This window comes from Helicobacter sp. CaF467b (genome assembly GCF_022664765.1).
Lineage (GTDB): Bacteria > Campylobacterota > Campylobacteria > Campylobacterales > Helicobacteraceae > Helicobacter_D > Helicobacter_D colisuis.
This window is the reverse complement of record NZ_JALAIY010000001.1, coordinates 687768-710188: the sequence shown is the minus strand read 5'-3', so window position 1 is coordinate 710188 and position 22421 is coordinate 687768. Positions and strand designations below refer to the sequence as shown.

The following is a 22421-nucleotide window of genomic DNA, read 5'->3' as shown; positions in this document are numbered from 1 at the left end:
GAATTTTATGAAAATTAAATTATTACTAATAGCATTAATCGCATTTCTTTTAAATGCTTGTTCTAATACAGAAAACCAACAAAGCATAAAAGTAGGTAGTGAGGGCGCTTATAAACCCTTTTCTTATGTGGATAAAGATGGAAAAATAACAGGCTATGATGTTGAAGTTGTTAGAATCTTACAAGAAATTGATCCATCTTTGAATTTTAGTTTTAATTATGCACCTTGGAATGCTCTATTTTTAGGCTTAGATTCTGCTAGATTTGATATGCTTGCTAACCAAATCATCAAAACACAAGAAAGAGAAGAAAAATACCTCTTTAGTAAAGAGAGCTATTTTGTAAGCACTTCGCAATTTGTTGCTAAAGCTGATAATACAGATATTAACACAACCTCAGATTTAAAAGGAAAGATTGCAGGATGCGTTGTAGGATCTGCACACACAAAAATCCTTGAAGAATGGAATAATAAAAATGGAAATGTCTTAGAAATACGATATTACAAAGATTTAATACCACTTCTACAAGATTTAGTTAATAAGCGCATAGATATTCATTTAAATGATCCTGCCTCTATTGCTGATATCATCAAAGAACAAAAATTGAATCTTAAAGTGCTTGATGAGCGTATCTCTCAAAGTCCAGTTTATCTCACTTTCAGAAAAGAGAATCAATCCAAAGAGCTCATTGAAAAAGTAGATGCTGCGCTAACAAAAGCAAAAGAATCAGGAAAACTACACGATCTTTCCATAAAATACTTTGGGGTAGATCAAAGTCAGTAAAATGCAATTATTTGACTTCGACTATGCTCTAAGTGCCATTCCCACTTTATTAAAAGGAGTTCCAATCTCCTTAGCCATCGCCATTGTTGGCTTTATATTGGGTGCTATTTTAGGATTAATCTTAAGTTTAATAAGAATTTATAGAATTCCTATTTTATTTCAATTGGCAACACTTTATATTTCTTTTTTTAGGGGAATTCCTGTCTTAGTTCAAATCTTTCTAGCCTATTATGGTATCCCCTTAGTGCTTAGGTATTTTAATTATCAATATAATTTAAACATTGATATTTCGGGTATCGATGCTATTTATTTTATGTATCTTGTGTATGCGTTATATTGTTCTGCATACCTTAGTGAGATTTTTAGAAGCTCCATCTTAAGCATAGACAAAGGACAATTAGAAGCCGCTTATAGCGTTGGAATGAGCACCACCCAAGCATTATTTATTATTATTCTACCACAAAGTATGCTTTTAGCCTTGCCTAATATTTTAAATTTTTTTATTATGCTTATCAAAGAAACTTCGTTGGTATTTGCTGCTTCAGTTCCAGAAATAATGGGCATAGCAACATTAGAAGCTGATAGAAGTTCTAAATTTTTGGAAGTCTATATCATAGCTGCACTTATTTATTGGGTTATTAGCATTGTTTTGGAAAAAAGCTTTGCCATACTTGAAGCAAAACTCATCTCTTATAAAAAAGTTATGGGGAAATCATGATAAGCATTCAGAATTTAACTAAGAGCTTTCATAGTCATTTAGTTTTAAAAGATATTTCTTTAAATATCCAAAAAAATAAAACTTATGCTATTTTAGGACCTAGTGGATCGGGAAAAAGCACACTTTTAAGATGTATCAATCTCCTTGAATGCGCTGATAGTGGAACTATGCTTTTAAATAATATTAAAATTGACTTCTCCCATAAAATCAAAAAGCAGGACTTAATTAAAATTAGAAAAAATACGGGAATGGTTTTTCAAAATTACAATCTTTTTGCTAACAAAACTGCACTCCAAAATATCACACAATCTCTAATCACAGTGCATCAATACAGCAAGGCTGAAGCAGAAAATATTGCTTATGGATATTTAAAAATGGTTGGTTTAGAAGATAAAGCTAATCGCTATCCTAGTATGCTAAGTGGAGGACAGCAACAAAGAATAGGCATAGCTAGAGCTTTAGCTTTTAATCCTGAGGTTATACTCTTTGATGAGCCAACTTCCGCACTTGATCCTGAGCTTGTAGATGAAGTCTTAAATGTTATCAAAATGATTCAAAACAAAACAATGATTCTAGTAACGCACGAGCTTAATTTTGCAAGGAAAATAGCAGATAGAATCCTCTTTATGGCTGATGGGGAGATTCTAGAAGATGCAACTCCCGAAGAATTTTTTACAAAACCCAAAACACAAAGGGCTAGGCAATTTTTGGATAAATTTACAAAAATGGATTGTGAATATATTATCTAAGCCCAAAATGAAATTAGGCTAGAATCTGCAATAGTTTTAACTCCACTTTGTTTTTACTAAGCGATAACACTTCAACTTCCACATTATCGCCCTCTTTTAAAACATCAGAAACTTTTTGTTCGCGATTATTCGTGATTTTTGAAATATGCAATAGTCCATCATAGCCTTTTGGTAACTCCACAAATGCACCAAACTCCACAATCTTTTTCACTTTACCTTGATAAATATCACCAATCTTATAAAGCTCTTGAGGATTTTTTATGATTTTTAAAATGTGCATTTTAGCCGCTTCTACTTTTTCTTTATTGCTTCCACTGACTTTTACTTCACCATTTTCACGATTCAAATCCACTGCAACGCTAAATTTTTCAATAATTTCTTTAATCGTTCTCCCTGCTTGTCCAATCACATCAATAATTTTACTAGGCTCAATTGAAAAAATTTGCAAGCTTGGCAAAACCGATTCATTAAGTACGATTTTTTCTTTTGCCTCTTCCATTAAATCCAAAATATGATTCCGCGCTTCTTTGGCTTGTGTTAATGCCTTTTGCAAAATTTCACTCTTAAGCCCACCTATCTTAATATCCATTTGCATTGCTGTGATTCCTCTCCTAGAACCAGCAATCTTAAAGTCCATATCACCATCGTGATCTTCTAAACCCATAATATCAGTTAAAATCGCATATTTATCATTCTCACATACAAGTCCCATTGCCACTCCGGCAATTAAACTTGTGCATTTAATCCCAGCAGCAGCTAACGCTAAAGATCCACCACAAACTGTTGCCATAGATGAAGAACCATTGGATTCTAAAATTTCAGAAACAAGGCGAATCGTCTTTAAATCTCCATTAATCACACTTGCTTCCAAGGCTCTTTTAGCAAGATTCCCGTGTCCTAGCTCTCTTCTACCAGGCGCAGAAATACTACTTGCCTCCCCAACGCTAAAGGGCGGGAAGTTATAATGCACCATAAAACGCTCTTTTAGTGGTGCTTTATCCGTAAGTAATTCATAACTTTGTGCATCCATTTCTCCACCCAAAGTAGCCACTACCAAAGCCTGTGTTTGCCCACGCGTAAAAAGCGCACTTGAATGCGCATTAGGCAGAAAATTTGTTTCAATACTAATTGGACGCACTTCTTTTAATCCTCTCCCATCAGCCCTTTTGGATTCTTCTAAAATCATTGCCCTAATAATCTCTCGCTTAATTTTTAACACACTCTCTAACACACATTTTTCAAGCGATTCTATCTCTTTTAGATTCTTCTCTTCCCATTCTTTTTGGATTTTTTTGGCAAAAGCGTGTAAAAGGCTATTGCGTTCTGTCTTAGAGAGACTTTGAATAATACTTTTTAGTTCTTCTAAATGTGATTCTTTAATGTATCCCACAATCTCACTTGAAACAAAACTTTTTCTTTTATTTTCTAAAACTATTGGAGTTTTCACAAATTCTTTAAAAGATTCCTCAAGCGCTTGACTTCTTTGAGAAATTGCCTTTTTAGCCATTTCCAAAACTTCAATCATTTCTTCTTCGCTCAATTCATTAGCACTAAACTCTGCATTCTCTCGATGAATAGCAACTCCCCCAAAACTTCTCATTTCAATCATCAATAATTCTTCTCTAACGCCACTTACAAATAAATCTAATGTGCTCTCTTCTAGCTCTTTTAAGCTAGGATTTATCACAAACTCGCCCCCTATTCTCCCAATCCTCACAGCACTCACAGGAAAACTTAGCGGAATCTCACTCACATAAAGTGCTGCACTTGCAGCATTTAGCGCTAAAAGCTGTAAATCCGCATCTTCATCAGCACTCAAAACCATAAGGGTAATTTGTGTAGGATAACAATAATCTTTTGGGAAAAGCGGTCTTAAACTTCGATCTACAATTCTAGCACTCAAAGTTTCAAAATCACCAGGCTTAGCTTCTCTTTTGATGTAACCACCAGGAAACTTCCCTGCTGCATAAGCTTTTTCAATGTATTGAACTGTTAAGGGCAAAAAATCTTCTTCTATAACTTCTTGCGTGTCAATGGCTATAGTTGCCAATACAACATTATTTCCACTTTGCAAATAAACACTACCACTGCATTGTTTTGCAAACTTATCAAAAATATATTTTTCTTCTTTTTCTAAAAACGATAAAGTTACTTGTCCCATTTTTACTCCTTAGGCTTATGATTGTATTTTTGAAAAAATTTCTTCTATCATACTTGGTTTAACAGGCGGATAATCCTTGTAGTAATAGTCAATATCTACAAATGTTTTTGTTTTATAAAGACAAAATACCCCATCAGTTACTTCCTCCATTGCCTTAGCAACTTCATAGGGTGCCACTGGTGTTGCAAAATAAATTGTTTTTGCTTGTAAAGTCGTAACAGATTTTATTGCAGAAAGTGCTGTTAAACCACTATCAATCCCATCATCTACTAACAAAACGCGCTTATTTTTAAGTGAAATAAGCGGATTTCCCTTGCGATATTGATAGATAAGTGGAAGCATTTTATCTTCATATTGCCGTTGCACTTCCCCATAAATATAGTCCAAACTAATCCCAAAAGAACGCACTAATGCTTCACTAATAACAACATCGTGAGTTTCTGTTGCCATAGCAATTTCACACTCAGGATTATTAGGAGCAAGAATTGGAGCAGTAAAGAGAAATGCCAAAGGTGCTTTGATAGCTTGTGCTAAGGAGTTTGCCAACAAGATTCCATTAAAAGAGATTCCAACCACAATACAATCTTGATTTTCAAAAAAGCTAAGTGGCATATTATTGAGTAATTTTTGCAATGCATCATTGCGATTTTCAAACAATGCCTTGCGCATTAAAGAATGTGTCATACCGCCCATAATTTCTCCATTACTAGCTAATTTCCTAATTTCACATCACTGCTTAAGAGCGGAACAAATTTGATAGTTAAGAGAACATATTTATCATCTCTTGCTTCAACCCCCCTTGAGGTTAGCACAGGATAAATTTCACTCACATATTTTATTCCAAAGGAAAAGCACCGAATTTGCGTATCAATTCCAACCTGCCAAGTTTTAAAATAGCGTTCTTTATAGTCATAACCAGCACCTGCAAACAAATCAAAACTTTCAAATTCTTTTCTAAAGTTTGCATTAATATAATTTGCCTCTCCAAACCTGCCATTTAACAAATCCTCATGCGCAAAATCCTCTCGCATAAAGTGTCCAAAACTTACATTAACATAATCACTTTCATAGTTTATTTGATGTGTTGCTTCAGAGATTCTTCCCTTTTTGTGCGAATAAAAAATATCACTTAAAAAGCTCCATTGATAATCTAAAAAATACTGAACTTCATTTTCTAGTTCTCCTAATTTTTCTCCACCATCTTTCAAATAAAAATATTGCTCCATCTTGTGAGATAAAATCAAAGAATTATCTAAAGTATAAAAATGCTGCTTTCCACTTACTCTTAGCTCTTGTCTCTCCCCAGGCAAAGTAAAAAAGTTTGTAAAATCACCTGCCTTATTTTCAAATCCAGGCAAAATATATTCTGCCTCCAAGCTAAGCGTGTGCCCAAAATGATCGTATTTTTTAACCAAATCTGTATTGAGTTTGATTTGATAATATTGACTTAAATACCTGCCATCTTTTAAATGCAACCCATTTCCCACATTAGAATAATCCACACTCGTGCCATAAAAAGTAGGTGAAAGCGAAAAATTAGCAAAATCATTCCACAAACTCTGTGTGTAAATAATAGGCAACTTGGCTTCTTGCTGGATAGCACGATAACCAATAGGACGCGTAAAATGATTTGCTTTGTAATCAAAAGTGTAGTATAAATTATCTATTAAAACATTTTCAATTTGGCGATGATATTGAATCTGCGGTAAAGTTTGCAGAGTTCTAGCATTACTTGTTTGCTCCAAATCCGAATAATATCTCGCAGAAAATCCCAAATAATCTTCACTGCTTTTAAGATAATAATTCATTCTAGAAGTGAGTAAATTTCCTTGTAAATCCGCTGTATTTTGAGCATTCTTATCTTGCAATCTAAAATAATCAATATCTGAAATCTGTGAAATATCAAGATATAACCCATCTTCATAAAAATAATCAGATTCTTTAGAAAAAAGTTTCTCGCGACCATATTTTAATTGAAATCCATAATGCTCACGATTCTCTAAATCATAGGTTTGTTGATAAGATTTACTATTAGCAAAAAACCCTAAATTAGCCCATAAAATCTCATCTTTATCATCAATAATACGAAATTCATTATAAAATCCACCACCCCTTTTAGTTCGAATCTGTGGCGCAAAAGTCATATCCCAATTATCATCTGGGGCTATGAAAACAGGTTGCGAATAAATCAATCCATCATCACTAGAATTCCCAACAATAGGATAAAGCAAACCTGATTTTCTTTTATAGCCTAGCGAAAAAGACAAATAAGGAAAATAAAGCACAGGCACATCATAAACGCAAAGGTATGGATGCCAAATTGTTAGCCATTCTTGATTGGCATCATATTCTCCCTCTTTTGCCTTGATTTTCCATATGGGATTATTCACGCTACAAGTAGAAACATTAGCCTCTTTAATTTGATAGACATTGTTATTAAATTCCGCACTTTGAGAATCCACCCACAAACCACTCTCAGAATCCTGCAAATAAAAAGGCTCTAAAAACGAATAATCTTCTTGGAGTTTAATTTTAACTTCTTCAGATTTTAGATAAAGTGAATTTCCTTTATAAGCATTAACATTCCCACTTAAAATAATTTCTTGATTTTGTGTATCATAAACAGCCTTATTTGCCGTAACAAAATAATCAAGATTGATAATAGTTACATGCCCTTTACCGATAATTTCCGTTTTGCTATATTCCATATCATCGGCTAAAAATTCAAAAATTGATTCTTGTTTATTATTAAATTGTTTGATAGCCGCCCTTGCTTCCACATCACTTGAAATCAAAGCAAGAGCGGCAACCAAACTCAATGCAAAAATTTCCTTTTTTATTATCATTAACATACTTTAGAGACTAACTACAATAGTTTTTGCAACCTTATCGTGCAAAGCTTGTCTGATTCTGTTTTCAAAAATCAACAAAAAGGGTAAATACATTAAAATTTCACTCAAAAGCCTAAAAAATGATCTAATAAAGGCTTGTTTCATCTTAGGATTATCCAGCAATTCAACTTCTATAACGCGGATTCTTACTACTATTTTTCCTATGGTAGCTCCATAAAAATGCACAAAAAACCATTGATAAAGAAGTTTAATGAGATACAGCGCCATCCAAGAGCTTGAAACAATACTTAACATTGCCTCTGTGTCTTGCGCATTTTGTGCGATTCTATCCCAATTAATCCCTATAAGAATCATAGAAACCAATAAATCATCAACCATAAAGGCAACAAATCTTTTCCACAAGGGCGCAAGCTTTATCTCTTCTCTTGCAAGTGTTTCTTCAATTTTTTCAATATCCATTACTTTCCTAACACTTGATATGCAATATCTTTACGATATTGCATACCCTCAAAATGAACTTCACTTACTTTAACATAGGCATTCTTTACTGCTTCTTGGACACTTTGACCCTTTCCTACACAAACCAAAACTCTCCCACCACTAGCAATAAGCTCTCCATTCTCACTATTCACTCCTGCAAAAGAAATAAGAGAATCTTTGGAATGATTTTCTAAAATCGTAATTTTTGCTTTTTTAGAGCTTTTATAAGGATAATCTTTAGAAGCCACCACAACCCCCACACAAACACTATCTTCTAATTCATAATGGACAGATTTTAAATCCCCACTTGCACAACCCAAAAAGCAATCTAGCAAACCACTTTTAAAAAGTGGCATTAGCACTTCACACTCAGGATCGCCAAAACGAACATTAAATTCTAACAAATAAGGCTTATCTTTAACTACCATAATCCCACAAAACAAAGCACCACTAAAAGGATTTCCCTCCTTTTCCATTCCTGCTAAAGTTGGTAAAATAATGCTCTCTTTTACTGCTTTAATTAATTCAGAACTAGCAAGTGGAGAAGGTGCATAAGCCCCCATTCCACCAGTATTTGGACCTTTATCTCCATCTAATAATCTCTTGTGATCTTGCGCAGCAGGCAAAACAATAAAATCCTTGCCATCACACATTGCAAAAACCGATAACTCAAAACCATCTAAAAATTCCTCAATCACCACCTTTTTGCCAGAATCTCCAAAACTCTTGCCCTCAAGCATATCTTGCACTACACTTTTGGCTTCCTCATAACTTTGTGCGATTACCACACCTTTTCCTGCACACAAGCCATCTGCTTTTACAACAATAGGCAAATTTAAAGAATCAATAAAATCACACGCTTCCTCATAGTCTTGCGTTTGGATAAATTGCGCTGTTGGGATTTCATATTTTTTTGCAAACTCTTTCATATAAGCTTTAGAACCCTCCAATCTAGCAGCTGCTTGACTTGGACCAAAGGTTAAGATTCCATTCTCTCGCAATTTATCTGCCAACCCCTCCACTAAAGGCGCTTCAGGTCCAATAATCACCAAACCAATTTTCTGCGTAATTGCAAATTCAACAAACTCATCATCATCTTTAAAATCAATATTTTTGCCAAGCTTACTTGTCGCTCCATTTCCCGGATAAAAATAAATCCCATCGATTCGACATTCTCTCTGCAACGCTAAACCAATAGAATACTCTCTGCCACCACTTCCAACAATAACGATTTCCATCTTTTACAACCCTTAGAATTTGATTTTTACAATACCTAAAAACTTAGGAATTATAAAAAGCAAAAACCCAAGTGGGCGCTTATAATTGTGTAAGCCCTAAAAAATTTAAGGATTCTAGCCATAAGTTCTTTATTAGGCGGCAGATTCTCGTCTCAACTTAAGAGACTAATAGCGAAAACACCATCACACAAAAGAATCTATACAACTAGCAATATTTGATGTGTTGGACTCCAAAAAAATAAATCGCGTTCCACTCAGGCAATAAAATTATAAAACATCCTAGCTAAAAGTAGCTTTTAATTTTTAACAATTAACTGCAAAATTAGTATTTTTTTGGCACAATACCTTAACTAAAATCTTAGGAGAATATTATGATAAAAAAAATTTTTGCTTCTACCCTTTTAAGTCTTAGCTTACTTAATGCAAATGAATGTGTATGTTTTGAACTAAAAGGGGAATTTGGGGAAGAAATCAAAGCGATTTTAAAAAAATATTCCAAAAATTTAGGATCTAAAGATATTCAAGTTATCAGAGAAGATGCGGATTTAACCATTCAAGAAAAAAGCTTTTTAGAGAGTCTTATTGGGACAGGTGAAGTCGCCTCCTCTAACCAAAAAAATGATCTTGAAAATGGCAAAAAACTTTATAATCGCGATTGTGCTAGTTGTCATGGAGAAAAAGGAGAAATTGCAGTTGCTAAAAAAACTCCTATTAACACTTGGAGCGCACAAGATATAGCTGATGAAATCAAAAGCTATCAAAATCAAGACTTCCAAGGACAATCTCGCTTTATTAAAAATCAAATCGCCCAAAGATACACCAAAAAAGATATGGAAGATGTCGGTGCTTATGTGGAGAGCCTAAAATAATTTAGCTCTCCATTTTTGCTTTTATTTCTTTTAATCTTTATCCAATGAATTACTTCATAGATAAATCAATCCACTTCCGCCAAAATTACTTCTTTACCATCTTTAAAAACATAATTTCTTCTAGGCGCATTCTGAAGTAAAATATAAGGCGATTCTAAAAGCCTTTGTGTAATATATTCAAAAAAAGGTTGCGCATAAAAATGATAAATTTTTCCACCCCCAAAATCAATCACTTTAATAATGCCCTTAGCAATCATTTCATCTTGAACGCGAAAAAAATTTACCTTTAATGTTTCGCCCAAAGGAAGGCAAAAATGATAAAAACTATCCTCTACCTCCCCAAAATTCCCAATAACTTTTCCAAAAAAAGGCTTAAAATATCTATATTTTACCCCAAATATCGCTTCAACAAATACCATAAAAGTGCAAACCCTAATATCTATTCCCAAAAACATCATCAACGCATTTTGCTCCAAAAGTCTTCCATAAACGCTATTTTTGCAAAAAGGATTATTTTCTATTTCATTTGGCATAAGTATCTCTTGTATATCTTGACCCATGCCACAAAAACCAAACATTGGATGAGTGCTTCTTGTAACACCATGGCTTCTAAAAGTTTCACTCAAGATTCCAACCTCGCTTTTTAGTGTCCTTAAATCTGCAAATTTAGTTTTTGGAAAACTATAATTAAAACAAGGCATTATTAAATTATTTGAATATTCGCTTAAAATATTAAGCCAAATTCTTGGTATATCTCTAAAATTTTCTCCCTCTAATTTTCCAAGATTTTGCAAGGCGCTATGACAAAGAATAATTTTATTATTCAATAACAAATCCTGAGATAATTGCCTTATTTCATTTTGAGTATATTTTCTCACAAAAACTCTCCATAATGTGCTACTATTTCTTTATAGATCCGATAAGTTTCTTCTTTGAATTTTAATTGCTTCCAAGGCTTTCTGCTCAATAAATTCCACTCTATTTTTTTTAAGAAATCAACTTTTTCTTTTTCACTTAATAGATCAATGCATTGATGATTTAATGAATCGCGCAAAGATCTTGCCAAGATTTCCATAAGTTGAAAAATAAATATAAACAAGGGATAGCACAAAAGCTCTTTTAAACTTTCACTCAACTGTTTTTTTAAATCATCTTGATACTCGCGAACTAAAGTGCATCGATGGTTAGCACTAGAGCTAAAAAATAAATCCATTAGGCTAGCAGGATAAAAATCTAAAATATCTCCATAAATATTTACTATAGGAAAATAAGGATAAATTCTACAAATCAAAGGTCTCAAGTAATGTGGGTTACACAACCCCCCACACTCACAAGAAAGATAATACAAAACTAATTTCTTATCTCCAAAACTAAACTCTTCTTTTCTATATTTTTGTGTAATATTCTGTATCCCACCTTGACTTTTGTAATATAAAAATTCACCCTCAAGCATAGGCAATATTACAGCTTTCTTATGAAGCAACTTAAAATAATCTCCAAAAAAATTCTTACAGCAATAACCATCGCAAGTCAAATAACAATCTTTAAAAGAAACAAAATCTTTGCTATAAATACTATTCCAATTAATTTCCATTATTTTGCCTCTTTAATATTTCTGACAATTTCACAAAACCCATCAAGACTACTAAATTCTTCTGGTTCATATTCACTTAAATCCAAGTCAATTCCAATCCTCTCTTCCAAAAATTCAAGTAACTCTAAAAACCCAATAGAATCAAGTCCTTCATTACCAAAAAGCTTCCCATCTTCGCATTTTCTATCACATTCTTTTAAAAACTCCAAAACAATTTGCTTTATTTCCATTTTAATCCTTTTTTATCAATCCATTCTCTACAAATTTACAAATCCAATCTTCCATATCCAAAAGATAAAAACCACATTTTTCAGCAATCTCTATCAAATCTAGCTTACCATCACAATACATCAATAAATTCCTCATATCCTTAATTGTATTAAAAGTTTCTTTGGTGGAAAGATTTGGATAAAGCCCCCTTTTGCCAAGTTGGGGTTCGCATAAAATAGTATTTTTATAAACACCATTAAGCTCAATAAGCTTCAAAATATCCCTAACCATCTCAAATCCACCCTGCAATCCTTTAGAACTAATAAAAGATAAATCATCTAGAGAAGTATGGTATTGAGGGTATTCCCCAAACTTACTCCGCATTAGAGTGCAAAAAGGCAAATCCACACCTGGAGCACAATATTGCCTCTCATCACTACCTCTTTGCAAATAAGAATAATGTTTATAATTTGGGTATTTTGTTTTTAAAAAATGCTTTGCTGATCTGTCTGCTAAATTATTACCTTCTCTTGATTCAAGATAAGAATAATCGCCTTCATCACCTATACAAGTCAAGACAAATCCTGCTATACATTTTTTCTTTAATGCTTCTAAATGTTGGCTTAAATAATAAATAGCACCAATAGTTTCTGGCAAAAATAAAATGCGATAAGTATAGTAATTTTGAATCTGATTTAAATATTTTGCCAAATAAGTCGCCACACAAATTCCAGAGAGTTCGTTATTTGCCATTTGTGGATGACAGATATAAGTGCTAAGCACAATTTCTTTCTCACTTTTTCCTTTTATTACTACTTCTCCATAACTCATAGATCCAACCTCCAAGGCAGAATCAATCACTACTTCAAATTTCTCTTTAGAATCGCCAAATTTATTTTCTAACTCTTCTCTTAGCTCATCACTCAAGCAAAATCCCCAATATTCTTTATAATAAGAAGTAACATAAGGGATAGCTCCTCTTTGATTCTTTAGGCTGTGTAAATGTAAATCTAACTCCCTAAAATTCAAATACTTTCTCACTGGAATTGAATACCCAACTAAATGCAAATTGTTTTCTTTGAAATCACAAATTTTATCTCCATTTGGAGTTACAATATAAGCTTCTTTTACATTCCATTCCTTTGGAATCTCCCAATCAAAAGCTTTAGTTCCACTTGGAATCTCATAAACTTTTAACTTCCCATTTAAAATTTTATTAACCTCTTTTAAAGTCTCTCTATTTCCATTCCCACTCAAAGATCGCGGAATCTTAAAAATATCGCAAGCAAACCCATACATTAGATCTCCAAACTCTAAATTCTCATTATTCTTACATTGCAAATCTTTTTGATTGATGGATTGATGTAGATTTTGCCCTTTTAGTTTGCAATTCTTAGCTTCCATGCTTTTTTGATCTGTGCTTAAAATAACTTCAACTTGACTTCTAATTTGCTCTCTATCTATTTTCCCATTGCTATTAAGGGGAAATTTTTCAAGACCAATAATTTTGACTGGAATCATATAATTTGGAAGTTTTTCTTTACAAAAATCCAATATTTTTTGACTTTCTGCTAAATTTGATTCTATTACACCCACAATATTTGTAAGTCCATCTTTTTTGATTACCACGCTCACACTTTGATTTTTACTAGCCTCTCTTAAAACATTGTCAATCTCCAAAAGCTCTACACGAAAGCCTTGAATCTTCACTTGAAAATCAACACGACCCAAAAAGCAATACACTTCCTTATCGCAAACTTTTTTTAAAATCCCTAAATCACCTGTTTTATACCACCAAATACCTTCTTCATACACAAATTTCTGCCTAGTTTTTTGAGCATCATTTAAATAACCTTGTGCAATTTGATTCCCACCAAGCCAAATCTCCCCCTTCTGTCCCTTTGGCACCTCTTTACCCTCTTTATCTCTTAAACTCGCATAAAGCCCACTAAAAGGAATCCCTAAAGGAACAATAGATTCTTTACAATCTCTATAATTATAAGACATAAAGGCTATTGTTGCTTCTGTTGGACCATAAAGATTTTCTACTACACTTTTTGGACAAGCTTCGCTCCAAAGTTTTGCATTTAAGTTTGGAAACTCCTCACCACAAAAAAGAGACAATCTAAGGTTTGGCATACTATTTGGCTTAAGAGCCTTAAACTTCACAAGGTAAGAAATAAGAGAGGGCACAGCAAAGAATACACTCAAATTTTTTTGAACAATAAACCTGATAGGATTCAACAAAGATTGCTTGGGAATCACACACAAAGTCGCTCCGCTTAAAAAGGCGCAAAAAATATCGTGCATTGATAAATCAAAAGTAATATCAAAAAAATTAGAGATTCTATCATTGCTATTAAAACAATATTTTTCAAGCATTCTCATGGTATAAACAAAAAGATTATCACGGCTTACCATAACACCCTTTGGCTCTCCAGTGCTACCTGAAGTAAAAAGCAGGTATGCAGTAATACTAGAATCGTTGTTAAAATTTAATTTTTCAAATATATTTAATTGTTTTTTTAGGGCTTTAGGAATGGCTATAAAATGTAATTTGGGAAATCTCTTGGGTAAATCTCCTAACTCCTCTACCAAAATCACCATTGATTCTAGCTCTTTTGCAATCACAATAAAAGAATCATAGCATTCCTTTCCCAAAAACATTACCGAAGCTTCACTTCGCCTTATCATAGACAAAAGTCTTTGGCTTGGAAATTTTGGATTTAATGGGACATAGGTTTGATAAGCTAAAACACAAGCAAGAATAGAAGTATAAACCAAAATGCTTCTAGAAGCAAAAATTAAGATTCTAGAATCATTTGCTAAAGTCCCACCCCCCTCCCGCACATTACAAATCAATGAAGCGAGAATTGTAGCTTCAGAATATAATTCCTTATAAGTTATCTTTGTTTTTTCTACTTCTAGGGCAATATTATTAGAATTTTTTTGAAACGATTCTTTTAAGACTTGAGACAAATTATCCATAAACTTCCCTTATGCTAAGCCTTGTGAAGCAAGATATTCTTCATAACTTCCACGGAAATCCACCACCTCATTGTTTTCTTTAAATTCAATAATACGATTTGCAAACGCATCAATAAGCTCTCTATCGTGGCTAACACAAATCACATTGCCACTATACTTATAAAGCGCTTCACCCAAAGCAATAATCGCCTCCAAATCCAAATGGTTTGTTGGCTCATCGAGAACTAAAAAGTTTCCCCCCTCAAGCATTAATTTACTAAGCATAATGCGATGTTTCTCACCACCACTTAGCGATCCTACGCTTTTTTCTTGCTCTTCACCGCTAAATAGCATTCGCCCCAAGGCATTGCGAATCTCTGTAGCTTCTCTTTTTTTATCAAATCCACGCAAATATTCATAAAGCGTTTCTTCTCCTCCAATCACTTCGGTAGTATTTTGAGGGAAATATCCTCTCTCAATTGTTGCTCCCCATTTAATCACACCACTTTGAGGTTTGAGTTTTTCACAAATGAGATCACAAAAGGTGCTTTTTCCAATCCCATTTCTGCCAATTAAAGCAATTTTATCACCGGGTAAAATATCAAGCGATAAATCCTTCAACACGCACAAATCACCATAGCTAAATTGAAGTTTCTCTATATTTAAGGCTTCATTACCAATTTGACGATTCACCTTAAAGACAATGCTTGGGTCTCTGCGACTAGAGACTTCTAGGGCTTGAATATCTAGCTTTTCTAGCTGTTTTTGACGGCTTGTAGCTTGTTTGGCTTTAGAAGCATTAGCTGAAAATCTTGCAATAAAAGATTCTAATTCCTCTTTTTCTTTGAGCTTTTTATTTCGCTCCATTTCTTGTTGTTTGGCAATCAAAGTTGATGCAATATACCAATCATCATAATTCCCACTAAATTCCCTAACATTTCTAAAATCTAAATCCAAAATATGAGTGCAAACACTATTCAAAAAATGCCTATCATGGCTAATAACCACTAAAGTCCCTTCGTGGCGTTTTAACTGCTCTTCAAGATAGCTAATGGCTCTTAAATCAAGATTGTTAGTTGGCTCATCTAAAAATAAAATGTCAGGCTTAGGGAATAAGACTTGCGCTAAAAGCACTTTAAACTTATCTCCACCTGTGAGCGTCTTCATAAGATCATTGTGAATCTTAGCAGGAAATCCTAAGTCTTCTAAAATCTTTTCAATCTGCACATCATATTCATAAGTAGGATCTTCTTCAGCGCAGATAATCTCTAATTCACCTAAACGCTCATTAACCTCATCGCTAAAGTCTCCCGCTTCATAAAGCTTTTCTTTTTCTTTAATAGCTTCATAAAGGCGTTTATTTCCATAAAGCACACAATCTTTAATGCTAAAATCCTCAAAAGCAAACTGATTTTGTCCCAAAACCCCGAGCCTAGCACCGGTATTAAAGGCAATATCCCCGCTACTAGGCTCAATTTCACCACTTAGAATCTTCAAAAAAGTAGATTTACCAGCACCATTAGCACCTATAAGCCCATAGCGCTTCCCTTTGTCTAGTTTTAAATTGACATTTTCAAATAATTTTTTAGTTGCATAATGCATTGAAAGTCCAGTAATTTGAACCATAAAAAAATCCTTAAATTTATTAAAATAAAATTATACTATTTATTTTTGATAGGAATAATTTCTCCTTTGCAATTTTACGAAATAATTTTTAAAACTTCTTTGTTTGATAATATCTTTTAAAGCCTTAAAAATTAAAGCATTACCCTAATTACCTTTAATATGTAGATTGTTATTACGCAAAAACCATACAGGATATTCATTTGAGTATGAATGTTTATAAAAATAAATATAGATATTGTAGTATAAATCTTAAACTTTACAAAATCTTTACATTCTTAAAAATTAGATTTTACAATACTAATTTATACTTCTAAATATTTTTATTTAGGAGTATAAAATGAAAAAGCATTTATTAGGGATATTGGTAAGCTGTGCACTAAGTGGTGTATTAATGGCGCAAAATATTTTTCCTATTTCAAGAGAAATGGGTTCTGGGACAAGAGGAGCTTTTGTGGAGATTTTTGAAATTCATAAGGAAGTGGGAAATAAAAAAATCGATGCAACCACCAAAAAAGCAGAGGTTACAAACTCAACAGGAGTGATGATAACAACTATTGCAAATTCTAAAAATTCCATTGGCTATATTTCCCTTGGTTCTCTAAATAACACAATTAAAGCTGTAAAAATCAATGGGGTATCTCCTAGTGTGCAAAATATCAACAACAAAACATATGCAATCTCACGCCCTTTTAATGTCGTAACTAAAGCCACTAATCCTTTAATTGATGATTTTTTAAAATATAGTCTTTCCTTGGAGGCAAAGGGCATTGTAGAAAAAGCAGGATATATTTCAATAGCAAAAGATTCCTATACTAGCATAAAACCTAGTGGGAAAATCATCATTGCAGGTTCTAGCTCTGTAACACCATTGATGGAAAAGCTCAAAGAATCTTATGAAAAAATCAATCCAAATGCAGAAATCGAAATCCAACAATCTGATTCAACCACAGGAGTAAATTCTGTAGTCGAGGGAATTGCAGATATTGGTATGGCTTCACGCGAGATTAAAAAAAGCGAGTTTAAAAAGGGGATTGACGCACAAGTTTTGGCTATTGATGGTCTAGCTGTGATTGTGAATAAGGAAAATCCGATTGATAATCTCAAAAAAGAAGAGGTGCAAAAAATATTTTTAGGCGAAATTACTTCTTGGGAACAAATTAAATAATGTATTTAAAAGAAAAGATTTTTAAAGGAGTTTTTGCCTTTTGTGCAATCATTTCTACTCTAGCAGTGGGAATGATTTGTTTGTTTTTGTTTGCTAATGCAATCCCCACAATCCATGAGATTGGATTTATTTATTTTGTTTTTGGAATGGATTGGTATCCAACAGAGGAGATTTTTGGAATCTTCCCTATCATTATAGGGAGTTTTTATGTGACGGCTTTAGCAATCTTTATTGGAGTGCCTATAGGTGTTTTAAGTGCTATTTATATCTCTGCATTTTGCCCCAGAACACTTAAGAAAATTATTATCCCAGCAGTAGAATTATTGGGCGCGATTCCTTCTGTTGTTTATGGATTTTTTGGATTAGTTGTTATTGTTCCGATTTTGGCAAATATTTTTAGCGGGATTCCAGGCAAAAGTGTTTTGGCAGCTTCTATTATTTTGGCAATTATGATTCTCCCAACGATTATTCTAGTCTCAAAAGCCGCTTTAGATTCTGTTCCAAAAAGTTATTGTGAGGGTGCATTAGCACTTGGTGCAAGCAAAGAGAGAAGCGTTTTTTTTACTAGTCTTCCTGCTGCAAAAAGCGGAATCCTCTCATCGATTATTTTGGGTGTTGGGAGGGCTATTGGCGAGGCAATGGCAGTGATTATGGTTGCAGGTAACCAAGTGCAAATTCCAGAAAGTGTGCTTGATGGGGTTAGGACATTAACCACAAATATTGTGCTTGAAATGGGCTATGCAACAGATTTACACAAAGAAGTTTTAATAGCAAATGCGGTGGTTTTATTTGTGTTTATTTTATTAATCAATGCTTGTTTTAATGCACTAAAAAGGAAGACAAGATGAAAAAATCCAAAAGAGTGGATTATCTCTCTATTTGTTTATCGTGGTTGCTTAAGATTTCAATATTTAGCGTTTTATTTGTATTTTTTATTTTAATAGGATTTATTTGTTATAAAGGCATTATGTATTTGTCTTGGGATCTTTTTGAATGGGAATACACTAGCACCAATGTTTCTATGATGCCAGCAATTATCAATACGATTAATATGGTGCTTTTATCCTTGGTGCTTGCCTTACCTTTGGGAATTTTTGGAGCTATTTTTTTAAGCGAATATGGGAATAAAAAAAGCAAGATTTTAAACTTAGTGCGAATCGCTTCAGATACTTTAGTTGGGATTCCTAGCATCGTGTATGGACTTTTTGGGTATTTGGCATTTGTAATTTATTTTGGCTTTAGGACAAGTTTTTTAGCTGGAGTTTTGACCTTGTCTATTATGATTTTACCTTTGATTTTGCGAAGTTCTGAGGAAGCATTAAAAGGTGTTCCTATGAGTTTTAGGGAGGCAAGTTTTGCCCTAGGGGCAGATAAGCTTAGAGTAATTTTTGCCATTATCATCCCTGCAGCAATCCCAGGAATCTTAGCAGGTGTAATTTTAAGTATTGGCAGAATCGTAGGCGAGAGTGCAGCACTACTTTATACTTCAGGAAGTGTAGCAAAAGTCGCTGGAATTATGGAATCTGGGAGAACCTTGAGTGTGCATATGTATGCAATTTCAAGCGAAGGCCAACATATCAATCAAGCTTATAGCACGGCAATGGTTTTGATTTTAATTGTTCTTGTGATTAATGCGCTATCAAATCTAATAGCCAAAAAACTAACAAAGGGATAATGATGAAAGAAGAATGTTTTGATATTAAAAAAATGAATTTATATTATGGGAATTTTTTAGCCCTAAAAAATATTAATATGCAAATCAATAAAGGGAAAGTTACGGCTTTTATTGGTCCTAGTGGTTGTGGAAAATCAACTTTTATTAAAAGTCTTAATCGTATGAATGATTTGATAGAGGATTGCAAGATTGAAGGAAAAATACTTTTTGATGGCAAAAATATTTATAAAGATTACGATGTTAATATCTTACGCAAACGCGTTGGAATGGTATTTCAAAAGCCAAATCCCTTTCCGATGAGCATTTATGACAATATTACCTTTGGACCAAAAACACATGGGATTAAAAAAAAATCCAAGCTAGATGAAATCGTGGAGCAATCTTTAAAAGACGCAGCTTTATGGGACGATTTAAAAGACAGGCTTGATAAAAGTGCCTTAGAGCTTAGTGGAGGGCAGCAACAGAGGCTGTGTATTGCTAGGACACTTGCGGTGAATCCGGAAGTTATTTTGATGGATGAGCCAACAAGTGCGTTAGATCCTATCTCAACTTTAAAGATTGAAGAACTAATTATGCGACTTAAAAAAGAATACACCATTATAATTGTTACACATAATATGCAGCAAGCAGCTAGAATCTCTGATAAAACAGCTTTTTTCTTGCTTGGCGAAGTGATAGAATATGATGATACTAATAAGATTTTCAACAAACCAAAAAACAAAAAAACACAAGATTATGTAAGCGGAAGATTTGGATAATATGTTAAAATTTTGTTTTAAAAATAAGGTAAATAAAAGAGATGATTTATGTGCTAGAAGATGATAATTCTATTTTGGAATTAGTTTTGTATGCGTTAAAATCCCAAAATTTGAAAGCTAAAGGATTTAGTGAGCCATTAGCATTACAAGAGGCTCTAAAACAAGAAATACCACAAATCCTGATTTTAGATGTAATGTTGCCTTGTATGAGTGGATTTGAAATCTTAAAAGAAATCAAAAAAAATAAAAATACAAAAGAGATTGCAGTTTTAATGCTTAGTGCTTTAAATGGTGAATTAGATAAAGTAAAAGGCTTGGATTTTGGTGCAGATGATTATATTACCAAGCCTTTTGGCATAATGGAGCTTCTAGCGAGAATTCGAGCTTTATTGCGCAGAAAAGAAAATGGCAAGGATGAAATTATTTTGGGGGATTTAGAATATTCTTATTCTAAACACAGCGTAAAGCTAAAAGGTAAAAAAATTGTTTTAACCCTAAAGGAATTTGAGATTTTAGGATTATTACTTAAGAATATAGAACGCGCTTTTAGTCGAGATGAGATTCTAGAGATTTTGTGGGGGGATAGTTTTAGCTCAGAAAGTCGCAGAGTGGATATTCACATCAAAACTTTGAGGCAAAAATTAGGGGATTGGGGGGATCATATCAAGACGATTCGTGGCTTGGGTTATCAATTCGTGCGGGAAGTTTAGATTCTATGCAAAAAAAGATTTTTTACTCTATTTTTAGCACTTGTTTTTGTTTGCTTATTTTGGTGAATATCTTTTTTGTAATAGCTTTAGAACAATTTTTACAAAAAGAAATGTTTGTAGAGCTAGAAAGGCAAGCAAAAAAATTAGAGCCCTATTTACAAAAAGGATTACAAAAAGATTCGCGAATTTTCTTAGATTTTCTTGGAAAAAATCCTTATCGTTTAAGTTTAATTGATATAAAAGGAAAAGTTTTATACGACAATCAAGCTGATATTTTAAAAATGGATAACCACGCTAAGAGAGAAGAAATAAAACAAGCAATTCAAAATGGCATATCTAAGGAAATTCGCCATTCAAATACTTTAGGAGAAAAGACACTATATTTTGCACTTTTTTTAAAAGAACAGAATCTTGTTTTGCGTCTATCAAGCACACAAAGTTACATTATGGGATTATTAATAGAATTCGTGCCCTATTTTGTATTAGAAATTCTTATTTTACTTGTAGTTTTATATTTTTTAGCACATATTCTTACAAAAACAATTTTAAAACCAATTTTAGAGATTGATTTGGAACATTTGAATGAAGATTCTTTATATAGCGAATTACATAGCTTTGTTAAAAAAATTAAAACACAAAATAAAACTATCAAGAATCAATTCAAGCATCTACGCCAAAAGCAACAAGAAATGCTTTTATTAACAGAAAATATGAGTGATGGCTTGATTTTACTCAATCGTTATGGAAACATTTTAAATACTAATAAAAGCGCACAAACTTATTTTACAAACCTTGAAAATATTAGCAGTATTTATCAACTAGAAGATTCAAGATTTTTAAAAATGATTTTAGAATCTTTGAAAGAGTTTAAAAAAAGCAAAAACTTGGATAATCAAATTTTACAAATACAACTTGCAAAATACGAATGTGAAGTGGTAATTTCACCTGTTTTTTCAAAAAATAAAAAGCTTAAGGGTATGGTGATTGTTTTGCGGAATATCACAGAAAAAAAGCTTGCACAAAATTTGCGTAAAGAATTCAGTGCGAATGTAACCCACGAACTTAAAACCCCACTTACTTCTATTTTAGCGAGTAGCGAGATGATTAAAAATCATTTGGTAGCTAAAGAAGATTTGATGGATTTTATTAATAGGATTGCTCTTGAATCCAAAAGACTCTTAGAGATGATTGATGAAATTCTAATGATTTCTTTTTTAGATGAATGTAAAGAAGAATATTTTAAAAAAACCAAAATTAATCTAAAAAATATTGTGCTAAGCACAATCAAAAGATTACAATTTATCGCAAATAAAAATGAAATAAAGATACTCAGTAATCTTGAAGATTGTTATATTTTTGGAGTAAATGAGCTTTTAGAAAATTGTATTTTTAATCTCTGTGATAATGCTATTAAATATAATAAAAGGGGAGGATTTGTAGAAATTATCTTACAAAATGAAGAAGATAAGATTTTGCTAAGCATCAAAGATAGTGGCATAGGAATCCCTGAGGAATATTTATCAAGAATTTTTGAGAGATTTTTTTGTGTAGATAAAAGTAGAAGCAAAAAAATTGGTGGGAGTGGGCTTGGGCTATCTATTGTCAAATCAGCCTTAAAATACAATAATGCACAAATATCAGTCAAAAGTCAGATAGGTGTTGGAAGTGAATTTATTGTATATTTCAAAAGAGAAGAAAATTGAATGATAAAAGCAAGAATCTTAACTTTACCTTTTATTGCACAAGTAATCCATTCTGAAATAAAGATAAGTTTTGGGAGATAAAAGATTCTAGTCTATTAAAATAAACTAGAATCACACTAAATTAATTGCTAATATGGTAATTTGGAGCTTCTTTGGTGATCATTA

Annotated in this window: 20 protein-coding genes; 10 read left to right on the top strand and 10 right to left on the bottom strand. The window is 32.9% G+C overall.

The window, feature by feature from the left end; genetic code table 11:
- The first annotated feature begins 7 nt into the window (after positions 1 to 7).
- Genes MKD52_RS03695 through MKD52_RS03685 form a run of 3 tightly spaced genes read left to right on the top strand, consistent with a single transcriptional unit; the run spans position 8 to position 2248 of the window.
- Entirely contained in the window at positions 8 to 781 is a 774-nt protein-coding gene (locus MKD52_RS03695; RefSeq protein ID WP_242099287.1) for a transporter substrate-binding domain-containing protein, read from the top strand.
- A gap of 1 nt (position 782) precedes the next feature.
- Entirely contained in the window at positions 783 to 1499 is a 717-nt protein-coding gene (locus tag MKD52_RS03690; protein WP_242099286.1) for an amino acid ABC transporter permease, read from the top strand.
- Complete coding sequence (locus tag MKD52_RS03685) at positions 1496 to 2248, top strand: amino acid ABC transporter ATP-binding protein (protein ID WP_112056932.1); 753 nt, start codon at positions 1496 to 1498, stop codon at positions 2246 to 2248. The genes MKD52_RS03690 and MKD52_RS03685 overlap by 4 nt, the downstream gene beginning before the upstream one ends.
- A 13-nt stretch (positions 2249 to 2261) precedes the next feature.
- Here the strand turns inward: MKD52_RS03685 and MKD52_RS03680 are convergent, their stop codons facing one another.
- The 5 genes from MKD52_RS03680 to purD are packed head-to-tail and all read right to left on the bottom strand — an operon-like array spanning position 2262 to position 8979.
- On the bottom strand, positions 2262 to 4409 hold the full coding sequence (locus MKD52_RS03680) for a polyribonucleotide nucleotidyltransferase (RefSeq protein ID WP_242099285.1): 2148 nt from the start codon (positions 4407 to 4409) through the stop codon (positions 2262 to 2264).
- Positions 4410 to 4424: 15 nt separating this feature from the next.
- Positions 4425 to 5102, bottom strand: coding sequence for a phosphoribosyltransferase family protein (locus MKD52_RS03675; RefSeq protein ID WP_112056934.1), 678 nt, complete (start codon positions 5100 to 5102; stop codon positions 4425 to 4427).
- Between the two features lie 17 nt (positions 5103 to 5119).
- Positions 5120 to 7228: an LPS assembly protein LptD gene (gene lptD / locus MKD52_RS03670; RefSeq protein WP_242099284.1), complete on the bottom strand. Its 2109-nt coding sequence runs from the start codon at positions 7226 to 7228 to the stop codon at positions 5120 to 5122.
- Between the two features lie 36 nt (positions 7229 to 7264).
- The gene (locus MKD52_RS03665; RefSeq protein ID WP_242099283.1) at positions 7265 to 7720 is read right to left on the bottom strand and encodes an RDD family protein; all 456 of its coding nucleotides are present in this window, start codon (positions 7718 to 7720) and stop codon (positions 7265 to 7267) included.
- Positions 7720 to 8979 (bottom strand): phosphoribosylamine--glycine ligase, encoded by a 1260-nt coding sequence (gene purD / locus MKD52_RS03660; protein ID WP_242099282.1) that lies wholly within the window; start codon positions 8977 to 8979, stop codon positions 7720 to 7722. Before purD ends, MKD52_RS03665 begins: the two co-directional genes overlap by 1 nt.
- 371 nt (positions 8980 to 9350) lie before the next feature.
- On the opposite strand from purD, the gene MKD52_RS03655 reads away from it, so the two are divergent.
- On the top strand, positions 9351 to 9848 hold the full coding sequence (locus MKD52_RS03655; protein WP_112056938.1) for a c-type cytochrome: 498 nt from the start codon (positions 9351 to 9353) through the stop codon (positions 9846 to 9848).
- A gap of 65 nt (positions 9849 to 9913) precedes the next feature.
- On the opposite strand, the gene MKD52_RS03650 is transcribed toward MKD52_RS03655, so the two are convergent.
- The 5 genes from MKD52_RS03650 to MKD52_RS03630 are packed head-to-tail and all read right to left on the bottom strand — an operon-like array spanning position 9914 to position 16245.
- Positions 9914 to 10675 (bottom strand): AAC(3) family N-acetyltransferase, encoded by a 762-nt coding sequence (locus MKD52_RS03650; protein WP_242099281.1) that lies wholly within the window; start codon positions 10673 to 10675, stop codon positions 9914 to 9916.
- Between the two features lie 47 nt (positions 10676 to 10722).
- Positions 10723 to 11442, bottom strand: coding sequence for a hypothetical protein (locus MKD52_RS03645; protein ID WP_242099280.1), 720 nt, complete (start codon positions 11440 to 11442; stop codon positions 10723 to 10725).
- The gene (locus tag MKD52_RS03640) at positions 11442 to 11672 is read right to left on the bottom strand and encodes a phosphopantetheine-binding protein (RefSeq protein WP_112056940.1); all 231 of its coding nucleotides are present in this window, start codon (positions 11670 to 11672) and stop codon (positions 11442 to 11444) included. Before MKD52_RS03640 ends, MKD52_RS03645 begins: the two co-directional genes overlap by 1 nt.
- A 1-nt stretch (position 11673) precedes the next feature.
- Positions 11674 to 14640, bottom strand: a complete 2967-nt coding sequence (locus MKD52_RS03635; protein ID WP_242099279.1) for a DUF4910 domain-containing protein — start codon at positions 14638 to 14640, stop codon at positions 11674 to 11676.
- Between the two features lie 9 nt (positions 14641 to 14649).
- Positions 14650 to 16245, bottom strand: a complete 1596-nt coding sequence (locus tag MKD52_RS03630) for an ABC-F family ATP-binding cassette domain-containing protein (protein WP_242099278.1) — start codon at positions 16243 to 16245, stop codon at positions 14650 to 14652.
- Between the two features lie 337 nt (positions 16246 to 16582).
- Between MKD52_RS03630 and MKD52_RS03625 the strand changes: the two genes are divergently transcribed.
- From MKD52_RS03625 to MKD52_RS03600, 6 genes are read left to right on the top strand one after another with little or no spacing between them, the layout of a single operon-like run.
- Positions 16583 to 17410: a substrate-binding domain-containing protein gene (locus MKD52_RS03625; protein ID WP_242099277.1), complete on the top strand. Its 828-nt coding sequence runs from the start codon at positions 16583 to 16585 to the stop codon at positions 17408 to 17410.
- On the top strand, positions 17410 to 18258 hold the full coding sequence (gene pstC, locus MKD52_RS03620) for a phosphate ABC transporter permease subunit PstC (RefSeq protein WP_242099276.1): 849 nt from the start codon (positions 17410 to 17412) through the stop codon (positions 18256 to 18258). Before MKD52_RS03625 ends, pstC begins: the two co-directional genes overlap by 1 nt.
- Positions 18255 to 19085: a phosphate ABC transporter permease PstA gene (gene pstA / locus MKD52_RS03615; protein WP_242099275.1), complete on the top strand. Its 831-nt coding sequence runs from the start codon at positions 18255 to 18257 to the stop codon at positions 19083 to 19085. The genes pstC and pstA overlap by 4 nt, the downstream gene beginning before the upstream one ends.
- The gene (gene pstB, locus MKD52_RS03610; RefSeq protein ID WP_112056945.1) at positions 19085 to 19843 is read left to right on the top strand and encodes a phosphate ABC transporter ATP-binding protein PstB; all 759 of its coding nucleotides are present in this window, start codon (positions 19085 to 19087) and stop codon (positions 19841 to 19843) included. Before pstA ends, pstB begins: the two co-directional genes overlap by 1 nt.
- Positions 19844 to 19884: 41 nt before the next feature.
- On the top strand, positions 19885 to 20553 hold the full coding sequence (locus MKD52_RS03605) for a response regulator transcription factor (protein WP_112056946.1): 669 nt from the start codon (positions 19885 to 19887) through the stop codon (positions 20551 to 20553).
- On the top strand, positions 20493 to 22256 hold the full coding sequence (locus MKD52_RS03600) for an ATP-binding protein (RefSeq protein WP_242099274.1): 1764 nt from the start codon (positions 20493 to 20495) through the stop codon (positions 22254 to 22256). Before MKD52_RS03605 ends, MKD52_RS03600 begins: the two co-directional genes overlap by 61 nt.
- The last annotated feature ends 165 nt before the right edge of the window (positions 22257 to 22421 follow it).

Bases quoted from the DNA above. Each gene is read 5' to 3' on its own strand.
- MKD52_RS03695 (WP_242099287.1), top strand. From the start codon at position 8: ATGAAAATTAAATTATTACTAATAGCATTAATCGCATTTCTTTTAAAT.
- MKD52_RS03690 (WP_242099286.1), top strand. From the start codon at position 783: ATGCAATTATTTGACTTCGACTATGCTCTAAGTGCCATTCCCACTTTA.
- MKD52_RS03685 (WP_112056932.1), top strand. From the start codon at position 1,496: ATGATAAGCATTCAGAATTTAACTAAGAGCTTTCATAGTCATTTAGTT.
- MKD52_RS03680 (WP_242099285.1), bottom strand. From the start codon at position 4,409: ATGGGACAAGTAACTTTATCGTTTTTAGAAAAAGAAGAAAAATATATT.
- MKD52_RS03675 (WP_112056934.1), bottom strand. From the start codon at position 5,102: ATGGGCGGTATGACACATTCTTTAATGCGCAAGGCATTGTTTGAAAAT.
- MKD52_RS03665 (WP_242099283.1), bottom strand. From the start codon at position 7,720: ATGGATATTGAAAAAATTGAAGAAACACTTGCAAGAGAAGAGATAAAG.
- purD (WP_242099282.1), bottom strand. From the start codon at position 8,979: ATGGAAATCGTTATTGTTGGAAGTGGTGGCAGAGAGTATTCTATTGGT.
- MKD52_RS03655 (WP_112056938.1), top strand. From the start codon at position 9,351: ATGATAAAAAAAATTTTTGCTTCTACCCTTTTAAGTCTTAGCTTACTT.
- MKD52_RS03645 (WP_242099280.1), bottom strand. From the start codon at position 11,442: ATGGAAATTAATTGGAATAGTATTTATAGCAAAGATTTTGTTTCTTTT.
- MKD52_RS03640 (WP_112056940.1), bottom strand. From the start codon at position 11,672: ATGGAAATAAAGCAAATTGTTTTGGAGTTTTTAAAAGAATGTGATAGA.
- MKD52_RS03635 (WP_242099279.1), bottom strand. From the start codon at position 14,640: ATGGATAATTTGTCTCAAGTCTTAAAAGAATCGTTTCAAAAAAATTCT.
- MKD52_RS03630 (WP_242099278.1), bottom strand. From the start codon at position 16,245: ATGGTTCAAATTACTGGACTTTCAATGCATTATGCAACTAAAAAATTA.
- MKD52_RS03625 (WP_242099277.1), top strand. From the start codon at position 16,583: ATGAAAAAGCATTTATTAGGGATATTGGTAAGCTGTGCACTAAGTGGT.
- pstC (WP_242099276.1), top strand. From the start codon at position 17,410: ATGTATTTAAAAGAAAAGATTTTTAAAGGAGTTTTTGCCTTTTGTGCA.
- pstA (WP_242099275.1), top strand. From the start codon at position 18,255: ATGAAAAAATCCAAAAGAGTGGATTATCTCTCTATTTGTTTATCGTGG.
- pstB (WP_112056945.1), top strand. From the start codon at position 19,085: ATGATGAAAGAAGAATGTTTTGATATTAAAAAAATGAATTTATATTAT.
- MKD52_RS03605 (WP_112056946.1), top strand. From the start codon at position 19,885: ATGATTTATGTGCTAGAAGATGATAATTCTATTTTGGAATTAGTTTTG.